The organism is Effusibacillus lacus, from assembly GCF_002335525.1.
Taxonomy (GTDB): Bacteria; Bacillota; Bacilli; order Tumebacillales; family Effusibacillaceae; genus Effusibacillus; species Effusibacillus lacus.
On record NZ_BDUF01000046.1, the window covers coordinates 27,688 to 42,933 of the forward strand.

Below are 15,246 nucleotides of genomic sequence, written 5' to 3' on the forward strand. Positions count from 1 at the left end.
TCAGAAATATTGTTGTCGTATAGTAAAACAAAACGAAAGTCAATCTAGAAAAATGCTTTCGTATCGAAAATAGAAAGGGGAAAATGGCAAATGAACAAGAAGTTTCGTTTGGGACTTACGGCAGTATTGGCCGGATCCTTGCTGTTGGCCGGTTGCGGGGGTGGTGACAAACCGGCTGCAAACGGAGGCGACAATGCTCCAAAAACAGGAGGCAGTCTGAACATCGCGATTAACGCAGATCCGCCGAAATTGGATCCTTCTTTCTCTACCGCATTGGTAGAACGTCAAGTGTTCCAAAGCTTGTATGATACTCTGCTTGAACTCAAGCCGGATGGAACACTCGCTGGGGAGCTGGCGGAGAAGTGGGAAGTATCCGAGGATAAGAAAACCTATACCTTTAAACTTCGTCAAGGTGTGAAGTTCCATGACGGAACCGATTTCAACGCGGAAGCGGTAAAGTTTAACTTCGAACGTTACATGGACAAGGCGTCTACCCGCAGAGCGGAACTTGAAGCGGTTGAAAATGTATCGGCGGTCGATGCAAACACTGTAAAGGTGACGCTCAAGAAACCCTTTGCTCCATTCTTGTCTGTTTTGGCGGACCGTGCAGGGATGATGGTGTCCCCGGCAGCTGTTAAAAAATACGGTGAGGATTTTGTAAACAATCCGGTCGGAACGGGTCCGTTCAAGTTTAAAGAGCGTGTAAAAGGCGACAAACTCGTTCTAGAAAAAAATCCGAATTACTGGCAAAAAGGACTGCCGAAGCTGGATTCGGTAACCTACAAAGTGATCAACAGTTCAGACGTTCAGCTTGTAAACCTGAAGAGCGGGCAAGTGGACATCATTGACAAGTTCCCGGATAAAGAAGTAGACAACGTGAAAAACGATCCAAAGATCAAAGTCATCAACGAGTTGTCTTACGCGTTCCAAGGGATTCATATCAATGTGACCAAGCCGCCGTTTGACAAAAAAGAACTTCGTCAGGCAGTGGATCTTCTGATTGACCGCGAAGCGATCGTAAAAGTTGCCCTTCACGGAACGGGAGCGCCTGCACATTCTCCGTTCGCAAAGGGACACTTCGCATATGGCGACAGTGATAAAGCTCCAAAACCTGACTTAGCAAAAGCAAAGGAATTGCTGGCAAAAGCGGGTGTGCCCAACGGGTTTTCATTCACTTTGACGATCAGCACCACTCCATTGAACCAGCAGATTGGTTCCTTGATTCAAGGAATGTTGAAGCCCGCAGGAATCGATGTACAACTTGAGAAAGTCGAGTTCGGTCAAATGCTTGAGAAGGGTAAGGCCGTGAACCATCAAGCTCTGATGTTGGGATGGAGCGGACGCCCGGATCCGGATCAAAATATCTATCAGTTTATGAAAACGAAAGAGCCAAACAACTACACCGGATACTCCAACACGAAGGTAGACGAACTGTTGTTGGCTGCACGCACGGAAACCGATACCACCAAGCGTAAGGGTATCTATGACGAAGCGATGAAGATTCTGAATGATGAATTGCCTTACATTTATACCTATCACGAAGCGAACCTGCTTGGATTCTCGAAATCGGTTCAAGGCTTCGAATATGTTCCGGACGGTTTGATCCGTACCGCTAATTTGAGCAAGTAAGGAGAATTTGTATGACATTTCTGGTCAGGCGGTTGTTGCTCGCGATCCCAGTCATTCTATTGGTCACCATCATGGTATTTTCGTTGATGCACATGCTACCCGGCGATCCGGCAACTGTCATTCTCGGTCAGGAGGCTACGCCGGAAGCGGTGGCGGCTCTGCGTGAAGAACTTGGCTTGAACAGACCGATTCTCGTTCAGTATTTTGATTGGTTGGGAGGGGTGCTCCAGGGAGACCTGGGGCGCTCCCTCGTTGACCGTACTCCGGTAGCCGAATTAATAATGCAGCGTTTTCCTGCAACTATCGAATTAACTATCGGAACCTTTATTGTTGCGATCTTAATTGCTGTACCAGCAGGGATCATTTCCGCTACGCGTCCGGGGAAATGGGTGGATTATACCAGCACGATGTTTGCGCTCGGCGGAATGTCGATCCCGCATTTCTGGCTCGGAATGATGTTTATTGTCTTTTTCTCTGTAAAATTGGGCTGGTTGCCAGCGTCCGGCTATGTGCCATTATCACAAGACCCGGTTGCCAACCTGGCTGCCATGATCATGCCGATGGTTGCGACAGGGTTGCGTGAATCAGCAGTTCTGATGCGAATGCTGCGGAGCAGTTTGCTTGAAGTGATGCATGCGGACTACATCCGTACCGCTTATTCGAAAGGTCTGAAAGAGTGGACCGTTATCATGCGTCATGCCCTGAAAAACGCACTTGTCCCGGTTGTTACAACGAGCGGTCTGATTGTAGCGGGGCTGCTTAGTGGACTTGTAATTACCGAATCCATTTTTTCAATTCCCGGATTTGGGAGATTAATTGTGGAATCGATCTTTTCCCGTGATTTCGTAACGGTGCAGGGAGCGATTCTTGTATCCGCACTGCTTGTTGTCGCCGTGAATCTGTTTGTAGATATCTTGTATACAATCATTGATCCGCGGATCAAGGCCGGAAAGGGGGCGGAATAAAATGAGCCAAACGGTGAATCCCAATCCAAACGTTGGCCTTTCCCAAGCTGTTCAAAAGAACAAGGGGGAAAGCCAATGGCGCGTTTTCTTCCGTCGCTTTGCTCGGAATAAACTGGCGATTGTGGGGGCGGTCATAATCGGTATATTGGTGCTGACCGCAATCCTTGCGCCTGTAATTGCCACTCATGATCCGATCTATGATCAGGATTATTCATCTGTTCTGCAACCACCGGGCAATGGTCATATTCTGGGGACTGACGACCTCGGACGGGATACGTTCTCAAGACTGGTGCATGGTGCCCGTCTCTCCATTCAAGCGGCTGTGATTTCGGTAGGAATTGCGGTTTTGATCGGAGTACCGATCGGGCTAATCACTGGATACTTCCGTGGGTTCTGGGATGAATGGGTTGTCATGCGCATCGTTGACGCGATGCAAGCATTTCCGTCTTTGATTCTGGCGCTTGCCATGGCGGCCGTTCTTGGAGGAGGATTCTATAACGCCATGATCGCGATTGGGATCGGGTTTATCCCGACCTTCGTCCGAATTACGAGAGCCCAGGTTCTCACAGTCAGAAACCTGGAATTCGTGCAAGCTGCAAAAGCGATCGGGGCAAAAAACTGGCGGATTATGTTCCTGCACGTCCTTCCAAACTCGATGGCACCTCTGTTAGTGCAGATCACTCTTGCGATGGCATCCGCGATTATCGCGGAAGCGGGATTGTCGTTTCTGGGGCTAGGCGCGAGACCGGAAGAGCCAAGCTGGGGTTCCATGCTGCTGATCGCACAAGGATATCTGAACATTGAACCGATGCTGGCATTCTGGCCGGGCATGGCGATTTTTATGGTAGTTCTCGGATTCAATCTGCTTGGAGACGGAATCCGTGAGGTACTTGATCCGAAGTTAAAGCGCTAAGAAAGCGGGGGCATCCATGGTGTACGTGTATTCAGAATCGAACGAAATTCCACCGATGGAACTTGATGATATCGACAGGCAGATCCTGGAGGCTCTCCACGAGAACAGCCGGATTTCGTATACAGATTTGGCAAAACGAATCGGACTCTCGCGTGTGGCGGTGCAAGCCCGCATCAGTGCTCTGACGGAGGCGGGAGTTATTGAGCGGTTCACCGTGGTCATTAACCCTGTCAAGGTCGGAATTCAAGTATCCGCTTTTTTCAATGTGGATACCGAACCGCAATACCTCGATGAAGTGGCTGAAAAATTGGCCAAGGAGCCTGCGGTCACCAGTCTCTATCATATGACGGGGCCCAGTACGCTCCATATGCACGGAATTTTTGCAAACAATCAGGAGATGGAAAAGTTTCTCCTGGAAAAATTATATACAATGCCCGGCATCGTCCGCGTGGAAACGCAGATGCTGCTCAAGAGATACAAGAGTCGAATGGGCATGAAACTGTAAGGAGTGAGTTCTATGGCCGAGGGGACAGGAACCTACAAAGAACTCATACTTGCCATGGGGCGTACAGGGATTTTGGGTTACGGAGGCGGACCTTCGATCATTCCCTTGATCCGGTATGAAGCGGTCACAAGATATAACTGGTTGGACGATGAGGAGTTCGGAGAAATACTCGCATTGGCAAACGCTTTACCGGGGCCGATTGCGACGAAAATGGCGGCTCAGCTCGGCTATAGGCTGAAAGGAACAGCCGGGGCTGTGGTCGCCGTTCTTGCCCATATTCTTCCGACAAGCATTGCAATGGTGGCTCTGCTTGGAGTCTTATACGCTCTCCGGCACTCCAAGTATGTCGCGGGAATGATTGCAGCGGTACGGCCTGTCATTGTGGTAATGCTTGCGTTAATGGCGTATGAATTTGCGGCGAAGGCATGGAAAGGTCTCGGCAAAGCGATGGGGATCGGGTTTGGCCTTCTTGCTTTCACGCTTCTCTCCGTCATTGATATCCACCCGGGTATTGTGGTGGCAGTCTTTCTCGCTTACGGGGCGGTTCATCTGAAGCTTGTCGACCGGCTGAAACAAAGACCGGGACAAGGGAAAGGGGTGTCCTCATGACTTGGTGGGAACTGTTCTGGGGCTTTTTTGTCGCGAATGTTCTTGGATACGGCGGTGGACCCTCCTCGATTCCCCTGATGCAGGAAGAGATTGTGAATCATTACGGCTGGCTTACCAATGAGCAATTCTCGGATGTCTTGGCGGTCGGAAATGCCCTTCCGGGACCTATCGCCACCAAAATCGCCGCCTTTGTCGGGTATCAGGAGGCGGGATGGATCGGGTTCGTGATTGCGACACTGGCAACCGTAGCACCATCGGCGGTTGCTTTAATCTTGCTGCTGCGGATTCTGAACCATTACCGCCAATCTTCCGTGGTAAAAGGGATGACCCTGCTCGTGCAGCCGGTAATCGCCATCATGATGGCGGTGTTGACCTGGGAAATGGCAGGAGTGTCTGTAGGGTCGATCGGGATTTGGCAGTCCCTGGGCATTGCCGCAGTGGCCCTTTGGGCCATGACGAAGGGGTGGATTCACCCCGCGCTGGTGATCGTCGCCGCCTTTGCTTACGGGGGTCTCGTGTTGTCGCACACAGTATAACGCGAGAAAAAACATCCTATTATAAAGGAGAAATAGTCGTGAACTACGATTCGTTACATTATCCGTACTCGTCGCATCGAACCACCGTTTATGCAAAAAACGGGATGGTTGCCACATCGCAACCGCTTGCCGCACAAGCAGGCCTAGAGATCTTAAGAAAGGGCGGGAACGCAATCGATGCGGCGATTGCCACGGCTGCCGCGCTGACGGTAGTTGAACCTGCTTCGAACGGCATCGGCGGGGACGCTTTTGCTTTGGTGTGGACAAAAGGAAAACTGCATGGTTTAAATTCGAGCGGCCCCGCTCCAAAAAGCATTTCAATCGAAGCCCTGAAAAAAGCCGGAGTCGAAGAGATTCCCAAATACGGTTTGATTCCGGTGACTGTTCCCGGGGCGCCCGCCGCTTGGGCGGAACTGTCCGCGAAGTTCGGCAAACTTCCGTTGACGGAAGTACTGCGTCCGGCGATTGAATATGCGGAGAACGGCTATCCGTTAACGCCGGTACTCGGGCAGAATTGGGCGCGGGCATATAAAACCTACAGTAAACACTTGAAGGGCGACGAATTCAAAGGTTGGTTCGATACGTTTACCCCGGAAGGCAAAGTGCCTCAAATCGGTGAAGTCTGGCGTTCCCCCGATCATGCGAGAACCCTGCAGTCGATTGCGGAAACGAAAGCCGAGTCGTTCTATCGCGGGGAGTTGGCGGAGAAGATTGACCAATTTTTCAAGAAATTCGGGGGCTATCTGACTGCGCAAGACCTTGCGGCGTACAAGCCGGAATGGGTCAACCCGATCAGCGCAAACTACCGGGGGTATGATGTGTGGGAGATTCCGCCAAACGGACACGGTTTGGTGGCCCTCATGGCATTGAATATCCTGAAGGGGTTTGACTTTCCTGAACGGGATACGGTGGATACGTATCATAAACAAATTGAAGCGATAAAGCTGGCATTCGCGGACGGGAAGAAATACATCACAGACCCCCGCAAGATGTCAGTCCGGGTGGAAGATTTGTTGTCGGATGCGTACGCGGAAGAACGGCGTCGCTTGATCGGAAAAGAAGCGCTGCAGCCGGAGACCGGCGAGCCGCCGCGCGGAGGAACCGTCTATCTCTGTACGGCTGACGGGGAAGGGAACATGGTGTCCTTCATCCAGAGCAACTACATGGGCTTCGGATCGGGACTTGTGGTCCCGGATACAGGAATTGCACTGCACAATCGGGGTCACAACTTTACGTTGGATGAAACGCATGACAACCGCCTTGAACCCGGAAAGAAACCGTACCACACGATTATTCCCGGCTTCCTGACGAAGGACGGCAAACCGGTCGGACCGTTCGGTGTGATGGGTGGTTTTATGCAACCGCAGGGACATGTGCAGGTTGTGATGAACACAGTGGACTTCCATCTCAATCCGCAAGCGGCGCTGGACGCACCGAGATGGCAATGGATGCAGGGCAAAACAGTTCAAATCGAACAGACTACTCCGGCTCATATTGTGGAATCGCTGGCCCGTTTGGGACACGATGTCCAGTGGGCTGTCGGTAGCGGCGGATTTGGACGCGGACAAATCATTTGGAGACAAGAAAACGGGGTCCTCGTCGGAGGAACGGAACCCCGTACGGACGGACAAGTGGCTGCCTGGTAGGCGGCCCTTTTTATGTCAAAATGTATGGTATAATTAACTCTGTTTTCGCAAAGTTTGTTGCTTTATAAAGTCATAAATCATCATGTAACTTCTTCGGCTTGTCTGTGTCTAATAGGTCGGAGGTGTTACACATGAAAAAGATTATTGGGGGACTGGTTTTGACAGCAGTTCTTGTAGGTTGCAAAGATACAGGAAATCCCCCTAACGCTCAAAGTAGGATTTAACCTATATCCAAGGGCGGTTCTGCTTCTGAAGCAACTAAGCCAGTGGACGTAAGAGAAGCAGCTTGGCTCCAACTGTCCAAAGAAGCAAAGGAAGATATTGTTGGTTCGTGGGAAAGCGGAACAGTGGGTAAAACAAAGATAGAAGGCGAAGGCGAACCGTTTCAAGGTTCTGAAAAGTATATGGGTAAGGAACTCACTTTTATATCTTTTCCGTCCAAAAGCGATGCTTTGTTGGGACCAGTTACTGTCTTTGTTGACCCACAAACTCAAAAGACTGTGGGATATGGTGGAAGAGACTAATATCCAAATGGCAAGGCTGATTCAGTCTTGCCTTTCTTACTCTTTGACAAAATTGCGTACAAGATTTTCAAGTAGATCAGTAAGGCCTAAATCGTGTAAAATAAGAGACATGAGTAGGGTTCGTCTCTTCTTGGTGATTTCAGCAATCCCGAGGATACCCTACTTTATTGTTGTCTGTTAAGACTCCAAATTCTGTTACACAAACTAATTTACTTCATCCAGGGGAGAAATTACCTTTGAAAAAATTCATCCAATATTGTTAAGTACAAGATTCTATCCTGAAAATTAACTCATTGCACGAACTGAAAAAGGCAATACGAAACTGACCCTGAACCTTGCAAAAAATGGTTAGGGTTGAAAAAGTAACGATATACCGTCGCTATCGTCAAGAGACTGCTGATTCCACCGTGACCTTTAACCCCAAGGATTCAAGTTTCTTAATTGATTGTCTGATAATGGTGTCGCGTTTTCGTTCCTCGTAATAGGTTGGGCCCAATTCCATGTACGGTTGTCTGCGCTTGAGAATGTAATAGGCGATCATCAATATGCTGTGAGCTACGGCTACTGCTGCTCGATTGGCTCCCCGACGTGCGGCAATCCGATGATATTGACTGGACAAGTACGTATTCTTCGTTCTTGCGGCGGCGCGTGCAGCTTCAACAAGAGCGCTTCGGAGTCTCTTGTTTCCTTTGCGGGTCTTTCCTGATTTCCGTTTACCGGCACTTTCATTTTGACCTGGGCACAGCCCCGCCCATGAACATAAATGAGCGGCGGAGGGGAATTGATCCATATCGGTGCCGATTTCGGCTGCAATTGTTTCAGCCGTTCTTCTCGCCACTCCGGGAATCGTATCCAGCAGCTCCAGGTCTTCCTCAAAAGGGAGCATTCGCCTCTTGATCTCTTCGTCCAGTCTGCCGATTTCATCGTCCAGATAATCGATGTGCCGCAGTTGCGCCGCCAGCATCAGCTTCTGATGGTTTCCCATCAGTCCGTTCAAGGCGCGTTGTAATTCTGCCTTTTTGTTTTTCAATCGCCGCTGTGTCAATTCCGAAAGCAGTTCCGGGTTTTCTTCGCCGGCGATCATGGCTTCAATCATGGCTCGTCCCGATTTCCCCAGCACATCGCTGGCGACAGACGATAGTTTGATGTTGGCGCCTTCGAGCACTTTTTGTATGCGGTTGACTTCCCTGGCCCGCTCGTCAATCAAACTGCGCCGGTATCGAATCAATTCACGCAGTTCCCGCTGGTCGCGGTTCGGGATGAAACTGCCCTGAAGCAAACCGTGACGAAGCAGACTGGCGATCCATTCGGCATCCTTGACATCCGTCTTGCGTCCGGGCACGTTCTTGATACTTTTGGCGTTGACGACAAGGGTCTGAATGTCCTCAAGCTCCAGAAGATTGTAAATGGGCTTCCAGAACGAGGCGGTGCTTTCCATCGCGACATGGGTGCACCCGTTGCTTTTGATCCAGTCCACGAGCAGGATCAGGTCATCGGTCATGGTGGAGAATGTCCGGATTTCTTTGGTTTCCGGCGTGATCACGCAGGCCACCACGTTCTTCTTGTGAACGTCCAGCCCGCATACATGGGTATAAACGACGTCCATACAGCAGAACTCCTTGCGGCGGTAAAGATTGAGGGCTGGTGCAGCAACCGTCAAGCGATTATTCTATCCTGCGTGCTCCCGAAAGGGGCAACAATCTGTGGTGCACCTGGTCGCTGGGGCTCTGTCTAACTCACGGGCTCGTAGCACCATAGTTCCACGACCTCCCTCGCCAGCCGCAAGTCCATTATACCGCACGCTCCTATTTTCATCATCTGATGGTGCCGCGCCAGCGGCATGGAAGTCTATCTCCTATTTATGACCTTTTAAGGGGAGAGAGACATGCAATGACAGTGAAAATAAGCAAACAGATGGGGCAATGGATGTGATGGGTGGCACCTTGTAAAGAACCAGGAATTAAGCATTATTCATGAAAGCATGCCTCCCCATACATCCGAGGTCAGGCACTATCATCAACATGCCAGGCAATTTTTCTTTGTACTGTCAGGTACGGCTACACTTGAAGCAGACGGTGAAATCATTGAAATCCATCCACATGAAGGGGTGGAAATCCCTCCAACCGTGCCGCACCAAATGTTTAACAAATCCGACGAAACAATCGAATTTCTGGTAATATCTCAACCAAACAGCAGAGGAGACCGGATTTTGGCGAAGGAGGTTTTCTGATGGGTTTGACTATGATGTTTCCCGTTGTCGGGTTGATCTCGGCAATCCTGGTAGTACTCGCGGCAAGACGATTCTTCCATCCTGGGAATGGTTTGCATAAAAAATTGGCTTCCTGCATTCCCGGCCCTTGGCTGGTCCATCCGTTGAAAGGCGGAGGGTTGGTTACCCAGGCGATGATCCCTTTATGGCAGCGGTCGGGTACATGCTGCTGCTGGGGGTGACGTTCGTGGCTGCAGGAACCTGTCTGCTCGCGGTGGGGTGGCGACCACCCCTCTATTCATCCTTCAGCGGATCGACAATCCCATAATTCCCAAGTCCAATATTGGGATCGATGTAGCCTCGCGGACTGAATGGTTCGATGGGATCGGCGGTCACAAACGGGTCGTCGTTCCCCAGAGCGCCTGCCTTGGCCAACGAGATCAGCGTGGCCCCATTTTCCTCCAGGATTCTCTTGGCTTCCTCCCGATCCGCATCAGTTGTTTCCACAATCACGAGAGTGCTGGAGTAACGAGCCATGATGGCTTCCCGCTCATTATTGGCCTCCTCCCGCAGATGGCTCTCGTTTGCCGCTTCCAGGTAGTTGTCCGCTCCCTGGTCTTTCCCGTACCCCGATACCGGGTTGCCTGTCACGCCTGCGCCTGTTGCGGTATTCATGATGATTCCTTGGGCGATGGGGATGCCATCCGTTAACCCGTCGGTTACTTCACCCAAATCACGGTCTTGTTCTCCCGGCGCTTTTTTAACCACGGTTATCCGATTCTCAAACATCGGCTTCAACTTGTAAATGGCCCGAAGAGCCTGATCATTGTCCTGAAATTGCCCCACTACATGTTTGCCCATGTTGCCAACCTCCTCTAGCCCATATCCTGCCCAAAAACAGGAAAATCTCACAACAAAATAAATTCTGAACGAGCGCTCGCTCATGAAAGGATTTTTATTGTATATTGTAGAAGTAGGGAGTAGGAGTCAGAGCAACCGGATGCAGGGGGGAGAGACGATGTTCAAGAAGATCCTGATTGCCAACAGGGGAGAGATCGCGGTTCGGGTCATGCGCACTTGTATGGCCTTAAACATCCGAACGGTCGGTATATATTCCGAGGCGGACGCGGCAGCGCCTCATGTCAAGATGGCGGATGAGGCCTACCAGGTCGGAGGGCCGCGGGTCAATGAAAGTTACCTGAACATGGACAAGATTATCGAAATCGCCAAACAGACGGGCGCGGAAGCAATTCATCCCGGATACGGGCTGCTGTCGGAAAATGCGGTGTTTGCCCGCAAGTGTGAAGAGGCGGGGATTGTGTTTATCGGGCCATCACCTGAAGTGATTGCGCGGATGGGAAGCAAGATCGAATCCCGCATTGCAATGGAAAAAGTTGGTGTTCCTGTTGTGCCGGGCATTGCCCATCCGCTTTCTGATGTGGAAGAAGCTGCCCAGGTGGCTGACCGTTTCGGCTATCCGGTCATGTTGAAAGCATCGGCCGGCGGCGGCGGCATCGGCATGCAGATTGTCCGGAATGAGGAAGAACTTCGCAAGGCGTATGAGGGGAACAAGAAGCGCGCCACTGACTTTTTCGGGGACGGGGCCATGTATATCGAGAAGTGCATTGAGAATCCGCGGCATGTGGAAATCCAGGTATTGGCCGACAAACAGGGGAATACTGTATATCTGTGGGAGCGGGAATGTTCCATCCAGCGGAGACATCAGAAAGTCGTTGAGGAAGCGCCATCGCCGTTCCTTGACGAAGCCACCCGGACCCGAATGGGGGAAGCGGCTGTCAAGGCTGCCCAATCCCTTGGCTACAGCAATGCGGGGACGATTGAATTCCTGGTGGACCGGGACAAGAACTTCTACTTTCTGGAGATGAACACCCGGCTTCAGGTGGAGCATCCTGTTACGGAAGAGATTACGGGACTTGATCTGGTGGAACAACAATTGCGAATTGCATGCGGAGAACCGCTGGGGTTTGTCCAGAACGATGTGAAACGCGAGGGGCATGCGATTGAAGTGCGGATCTATGCGGAGGATCCCAAGACCTTCTTCCCTTCGCCTGGCACCATCACCAAATTTGTAGTGCCGGAGGGAACCGGTATTCGCAATGAACTGGCGGTTGGAGAGGGTTCAACCGTGACCCCCTTCTACGACCCGATGATCGCCAAACTGGTTGTCAAGGGAGATACGCGGGAAGAGGCAATTCACCGCTTGCAACATGCACTTGCCGCCTATGAAGTGGAAGGCATCAAGACCAACATCCCGATGCTGAGGGAAATCGCGGATCACCCTGCTTTCCGGTCGGGAGACACCACCACAGGTTTCGTGGCGCACTATATTCAGGGGAAAAAGTGATCCCCAATACACATAAACGGAGGGTTTTGCGATGAGTCAAGTATTGGCAAGCATGGCGGGCAATGTCTGGAAGGTTCTGGTGAAGGCGGGCGACGCGGTGGAAGCGGGGCAAGACGTGGTGATTCTGGAGTCGATGAAAATGGAGATCCCGATTGCAGCCGAAGCGACCGGAACCGTCAAGGAAGTCAAAATCAATGAAGGGGATTTCGTCAACGAAGGGGACGTACTGGTGGAACTCGAGTAGCAATTCCATCCTGCCGCAGAGAGGAGGCTGGACGCGGTGCTGAAGTTTCCAGAGAAAGTGACTGTCAAGGAAGTGGGCCCCAGGGACGGACTGCAGAATGAACAGGCTGTCATTGCAACCGGGGACAAGATCACCTGGATTAATCAATTGTCCTTGACAGGTCTGAAATATATTGAGATCACCTCTTTTGTGAATCCGAAGTGGATTCCCGCCCTGGCGGATGCGGTAGAAGTGGCGAAGGGGATTGAGCGGGTTCCGGGGATCACGTATACCGCACTCGTGCCAAATCTGAGAGGGCTGGAGCGGGCGCTTGAGGCCAACATTGACGAAGCGGCGGTTTTCATGTCCGCTTCCGAGACCCACAACCTCAAGAACATTAACAAGTCCATCGAGGACACGTATCCGGTGCTGCAGGAAGTGGTACAGGAAACCATCAACGCGGGAAAATCGGTTCGCGGCTATGTATCGACCGTCTTTGGCTGTCCATACGAAGGACCTGTTTCTGTGGAAGCGGTCGTCCGCGTTGCCGACAGATTGTTTGAGATGGGGATTGGAGAGCTGTCGCTCGGTGACACGATAGGTGTGGCCAATCCCAGACAGGTGACGGAAGTGCTGAAAGTCCTCTTGAAGCGCTTTCCCGCTGAAAAATTGGCCATGCATTTTCACGACACCCGGGGCACCGCCATGGCAAACGTGTTGGCATCCCTTGATATGGGCATCACCGTCTTTGACGCATCGCTTGGCGGCCTGGGAGGTTGCCCGTACGCGCCGGGAGCGTCCGGCAATCTGGCTACAGATGATTTGCTCTACATGCTGGAGGGTATGGGCATTCATACGGGCATAGACCGGGACAAACTGATTGCAGCCGCACTCTTTATACAAGAGAAGGTGGGGCGCCAACTGCCCAGCCATTCCCTGCAGACGCTGGGTTCCTGTGCAGGGTAAGGTCCCTTGGGGTATTGCGAAGAGTGCGACATGCCTGCTGTCCAAGGGAACTGTGAGGTTGAATCGCGAGGGGGAGAAACACAGGTGAACGAGAAGGCAGTTTTGGTTTCAAAAAGAGAAGACGGAATCGCGGTTGTCACCCTGAACCGGCCGGAGGCGGCGAACGCGCTGTCGCTGCAGATGCTCTATGAGCTGCATGAAGCGATCTACGAGATCAAGTTTGACCGTTCTGTCCGCTGCGTGATTGTGACCGGAGCGGGGGAGAAAGCGTTTTGTGCGGGGGCTGATCTGAAGGAGCGGGCCAGTATGGACATGACACAGGTTCGCAAGACCGTTTCGCTCATCCGGGGCAACATCAACGACCTGGAGGCACTGCCGCAGCCGGTGATTGCGGCAGTCAACGGAGTGGCCTTCGGAGGCGGAACGGAGCTGGCTTTGGCTTGCGACATCCGTGTCGCGTCCGATACGGCAAAGTTCGGATTGACCGAAACGTCCCTGGGAATCATTCCCGGCGCGGGGGGCACGCAGCGGTTGCCCAGGCTGATCGGCAAGGGGCGGGCGAAGGAATTGATTTTTACAGCCCGCCGAATAGAAGCAAACGAAGCATTGGAAATAGGCCTGGTGGAGTATGTGACAGGGCCGGAGTACTTGATGGACAAGGCGCTGGAGATCGCAGGACAGATTGTCCGCAATGCGCCAATCGCGGTGGCCCAGGCCAAGTTTGCCATTGACAAGGGATATGACGTGGACCTGCAAACCGGACTTGCCATCGAGCAGAATGCCTACGAAGTGACCATCCCTACCAAGGACAGGCTGGAAGGGTTGCTGGCATTCAAGGAAAAACGGGCACCTGAATACAAAGGAGAATAAGCGGCACAACTGGGAGGGAAGTCAAGCATGTCATTTGAGAAAGAACTGCAGGCCCGCGTGGAGAAAATCAAGTGCGGCGGTGCACCGAAATACCACGAGAAGAACGCGGAACAGGGCAAACTGTTTGTCCGTGACCGCTTAAAGCTGTTGTTCGATCCGGGATTCGAACTGGAAGATGCGCTGTTTGCCAACTGCATGGCGGAAGATCTGCCCGCCGACGGTGTGGTGACGGCCATCGGAAAAGTAAATGGACAAACGGTTTGTGTGATGGCCAACGACTCCACGGTCAAGGCCGGTTCCTGGGGATCCCGTACCGTTGAGAAGATCATCCGGATTCAAGAAACGGCGGAGAAACTGCGCGTCCCCTTGATCTACCTGGTGGATTCGGCAGGCGCGCGCATCACCGACCAGATTGAAATGTTCCCGGGAAGGCGGGGCGCCGGGCGGATTTTCTACAACCAGGTCAAACTGTCAGGCAAGATCCCGCAAGTATGCTTGCTGTTCGGACCGTCCGCGGCGGGCGGCGCTTACATCCCGGCGTTTTGCGACATTGTGATCATGGTGGACGGCAATGCCTCCATGTATCTGGGGTCGCCCCGCATGGCCGAGATGGTGATCGGTGAGAAGGTCACCCTGGAGGAGATGGGCGGCGCCCGCATGCACTGCTCCGTGTCCGGCTGCGGAGATGTGCTGGCTGCCAATGAGGAGGAAGCCATCAATATGGCTCGGAAGTATCTGTCCTTCTTTCCGGCCAATTTTTCCGAGAAGCCGCCGGTTCTGGAACCTTCCGCACCCAAACCGGTCGAGAAGACCCTGGAGGAGATTATTCCAGCGAATCAGAACGCTCCGTTCAACATGTATGATCTGATTGAGCGGATCATTGACGAAGGAACGTTTTTTGAAATCAAGAAGCTGTTTGCCTCTGAACTGATCACGGGGCTGGCCCGGATGAACGGAAAGCCGGTGGGGATTCTTGCCAACCAGCCGCGGGTGAAGGGCGGCGTGTTGTTCCACGATTCGGCAGACAAAGCGGCACGTTTTATTACCCTGTGCGATGCGTTCCACATTCCGCTGCTCTTCCTTGCCGATGTTCCGGGCTTCATGATCGGAACCAAGGTGGAGCGGGCGGGCATTATCCGGCACGGGGCCAAGATGATCTCGGCCATGTCGGAAGCCACCGTCCCCAAGATCTCGGTGATTGTCCGCAAGGCTTACGGAGCGGGTCTGTATGCCATGGCGGGCCCTGCCTTTGAACCGGACTGCTGTCTGGCGCTGCCTACCGCCCA

The 15,246-nt window shown here is 52.3% G+C and carries 16 protein-coding genes and 1 pseudogene; 15 read left to right on the plus strand and 2 right to left on the minus strand.

Annotation, left to right across the window (positions count from 1 at the left end; translation table 11 throughout):
* The first annotated feature begins 90 nt into the window (after nucleotides 1–90).
* From EFBL_RS08820 to EFBL_RS08855, 8 genes are all read left to right on the plus strand, one after another.
* Nucleotides 91–1,629 carry an ABC transporter substrate-binding protein gene (locus EFBL_RS08820; RefSeq protein ID WP_096181777.1) on the plus strand — a complete coding sequence of 513 codons (1,539 nt, stop codon included), beginning with the start codon at nucleotides 91–93 and terminating at the stop codon, nucleotides 1,627–1,629.
* 11 nt (nucleotides 1,630–1,640) lie between these two features.
* Nucleotides 1,641–2,594, plus strand: a complete 954-nt coding sequence (locus tag EFBL_RS08825; RefSeq protein WP_096181778.1) for an ABC transporter permease — start codon at nucleotides 1,641–1,643, stop codon at nucleotides 2,592–2,594.
* Nucleotide 2,595: 1 nt separating this feature from the next.
* A complete protein-coding gene (locus tag EFBL_RS08830) occupies nucleotides 2,596–3,507 on the plus strand; it encodes an ABC transporter permease (RefSeq protein ID WP_096181779.1) in 912 nt (303 codons plus the stop codon).
* A 16-nt stretch (nucleotides 3,508–3,523) separates the two neighbouring features.
* Nucleotides 3,524–4,012: a chromate efflux transcriptional regulator ChrS gene (gene chrS / locus EFBL_RS08835; protein ID WP_096181780.1), complete on the plus strand. Its 489-nt coding sequence runs from the start codon at nucleotides 3,524–3,526 to the stop codon at nucleotides 4,010–4,012.
* A gap of 12 nt (nucleotides 4,013–4,024) precedes the next feature.
* Nucleotides 4,025–4,621, plus strand: a complete 597-nt coding sequence (chrB, locus tag EFBL_RS08840; protein WP_096181781.1) for a chromate efflux transporter ChrB — start codon at nucleotides 4,025–4,027, stop codon at nucleotides 4,619–4,621.
* Nucleotides 4,618–5,157 (plus strand): chromate efflux transporter ChrA, encoded by a 540-nt coding sequence (gene chrA, locus EFBL_RS08845; RefSeq protein ID WP_096181782.1) that lies wholly within the window; start codon nucleotides 4,618–4,620, stop codon nucleotides 5,155–5,157. Before chrB ends, chrA begins: the two co-directional genes overlap by 4 nt.
* Nucleotides 5,158–5,261: 104 nt before the next feature.
* The gene (locus EFBL_RS08850; RefSeq protein WP_172899675.1) at nucleotides 5,262–6,803 is read left to right on the plus strand and encodes a gamma-glutamyltransferase family protein; all 1,542 of its coding nucleotides are present in this window, start codon (nucleotides 5,262–5,264) and stop codon (nucleotides 6,801–6,803) included.
* A 266-nt stretch (nucleotides 6,804–7,069) separates the two neighbouring features.
* Nucleotides 7,070–7,327: a hypothetical protein gene (locus EFBL_RS08855; RefSeq protein WP_096181784.1), complete on the plus strand. Its 258-nt coding sequence runs from the start codon at nucleotides 7,070–7,072 to the stop codon at nucleotides 7,325–7,327.
* 385 nt (nucleotides 7,328–7,712) lie between these two features.
* Here EFBL_RS08855 and EFBL_RS08860 read toward each other — a convergent pair whose 3' ends face one another.
* On the minus strand, nucleotides 7,713–8,933 hold the full coding sequence (locus EFBL_RS08860) for an IS110 family RNA-guided transposase (protein WP_096181785.1): 1,221 nt from the start codon (nucleotides 8,931–8,933) through the stop codon (nucleotides 7,713–7,715).
* Nucleotides 8,934–9,242: 309 nt separating this feature from the next.
* Here EFBL_RS08860 and EFBL_RS08865 point away from each other — a divergent pair.
* Both EFBL_RS08865 and EFBL_RS08870 read left to right on the plus strand, forming a co-directional pair.
* Nucleotides 9,243–9,557 (plus strand): annotated as a pseudogene (locus tag EFBL_RS08865) (cupin domain-containing protein); the annotation flags it as partial.
* Complete coding sequence (locus tag EFBL_RS08870; protein ID WP_096181787.1) at nucleotides 9,557–9,778, plus strand: hypothetical protein; 222 nt, start codon at nucleotides 9,557–9,559, stop codon at nucleotides 9,776–9,778. The pseudogene EFBL_RS08865 and the gene EFBL_RS08870, both read left to right, overlap by 1 nt.
* Before the next feature lie 52 nt (nucleotides 9,779–9,830).
* Here the strand turns inward: EFBL_RS08870 and EFBL_RS08875 are convergent, their stop codons facing one another.
* Entirely contained in the window at nucleotides 9,831–10,397 is a 567-nt protein-coding gene (locus EFBL_RS08875; protein ID WP_096181788.1) for a hypothetical protein, read from the minus strand.
* 157 nt (nucleotides 10,398–10,554) lie between these two features.
* On the opposite strand from EFBL_RS08875, the gene EFBL_RS08880 reads away from it, so the two are divergent.
* From EFBL_RS08880 to EFBL_RS08900, 5 genes are all read left to right on the plus strand, one after another.
* A complete protein-coding gene (locus EFBL_RS08880; RefSeq protein WP_096181789.1) occupies nucleotides 10,555–11,901 on the plus strand; it encodes an acetyl-CoA carboxylase biotin carboxylase subunit in 1,347 nt (448 codons plus the stop codon).
* Between the two features lie 31 nt (nucleotides 11,902–11,932).
* On the plus strand, nucleotides 11,933–12,145 hold the full coding sequence (locus tag EFBL_RS08885) for an acetyl-CoA carboxylase biotin carboxyl carrier protein subunit (RefSeq protein WP_096181790.1): 213 nt from the start codon (nucleotides 11,933–11,935) through the stop codon (nucleotides 12,143–12,145).
* 39 nt (nucleotides 12,146–12,184) lie between these two features.
* The gene (locus EFBL_RS08890) at nucleotides 12,185–13,090 is read left to right on the plus strand and encodes a hydroxymethylglutaryl-CoA lyase (RefSeq protein WP_096181803.1); all 906 of its coding nucleotides are present in this window, start codon (nucleotides 12,185–12,187) and stop codon (nucleotides 13,088–13,090) included.
* Between the two features lie 30 nt (nucleotides 13,091–13,120).
* The gene (locus EFBL_RS08895) at nucleotides 13,121–13,960 is read left to right on the plus strand and encodes an enoyl-CoA hydratase (RefSeq protein WP_096181791.1); all 840 of its coding nucleotides are present in this window, start codon (nucleotides 13,121–13,123) and stop codon (nucleotides 13,958–13,960) included.
* A 27-nt stretch (nucleotides 13,961–13,987) separates the two neighbouring features.
* A partial coding sequence (locus tag EFBL_RS08900) for an acyl-CoA carboxylase subunit beta (RefSeq protein ID WP_231705735.1) occupies nucleotides 13,988–15,246 on the plus strand: 1,259 nt, incomplete at its 3' end.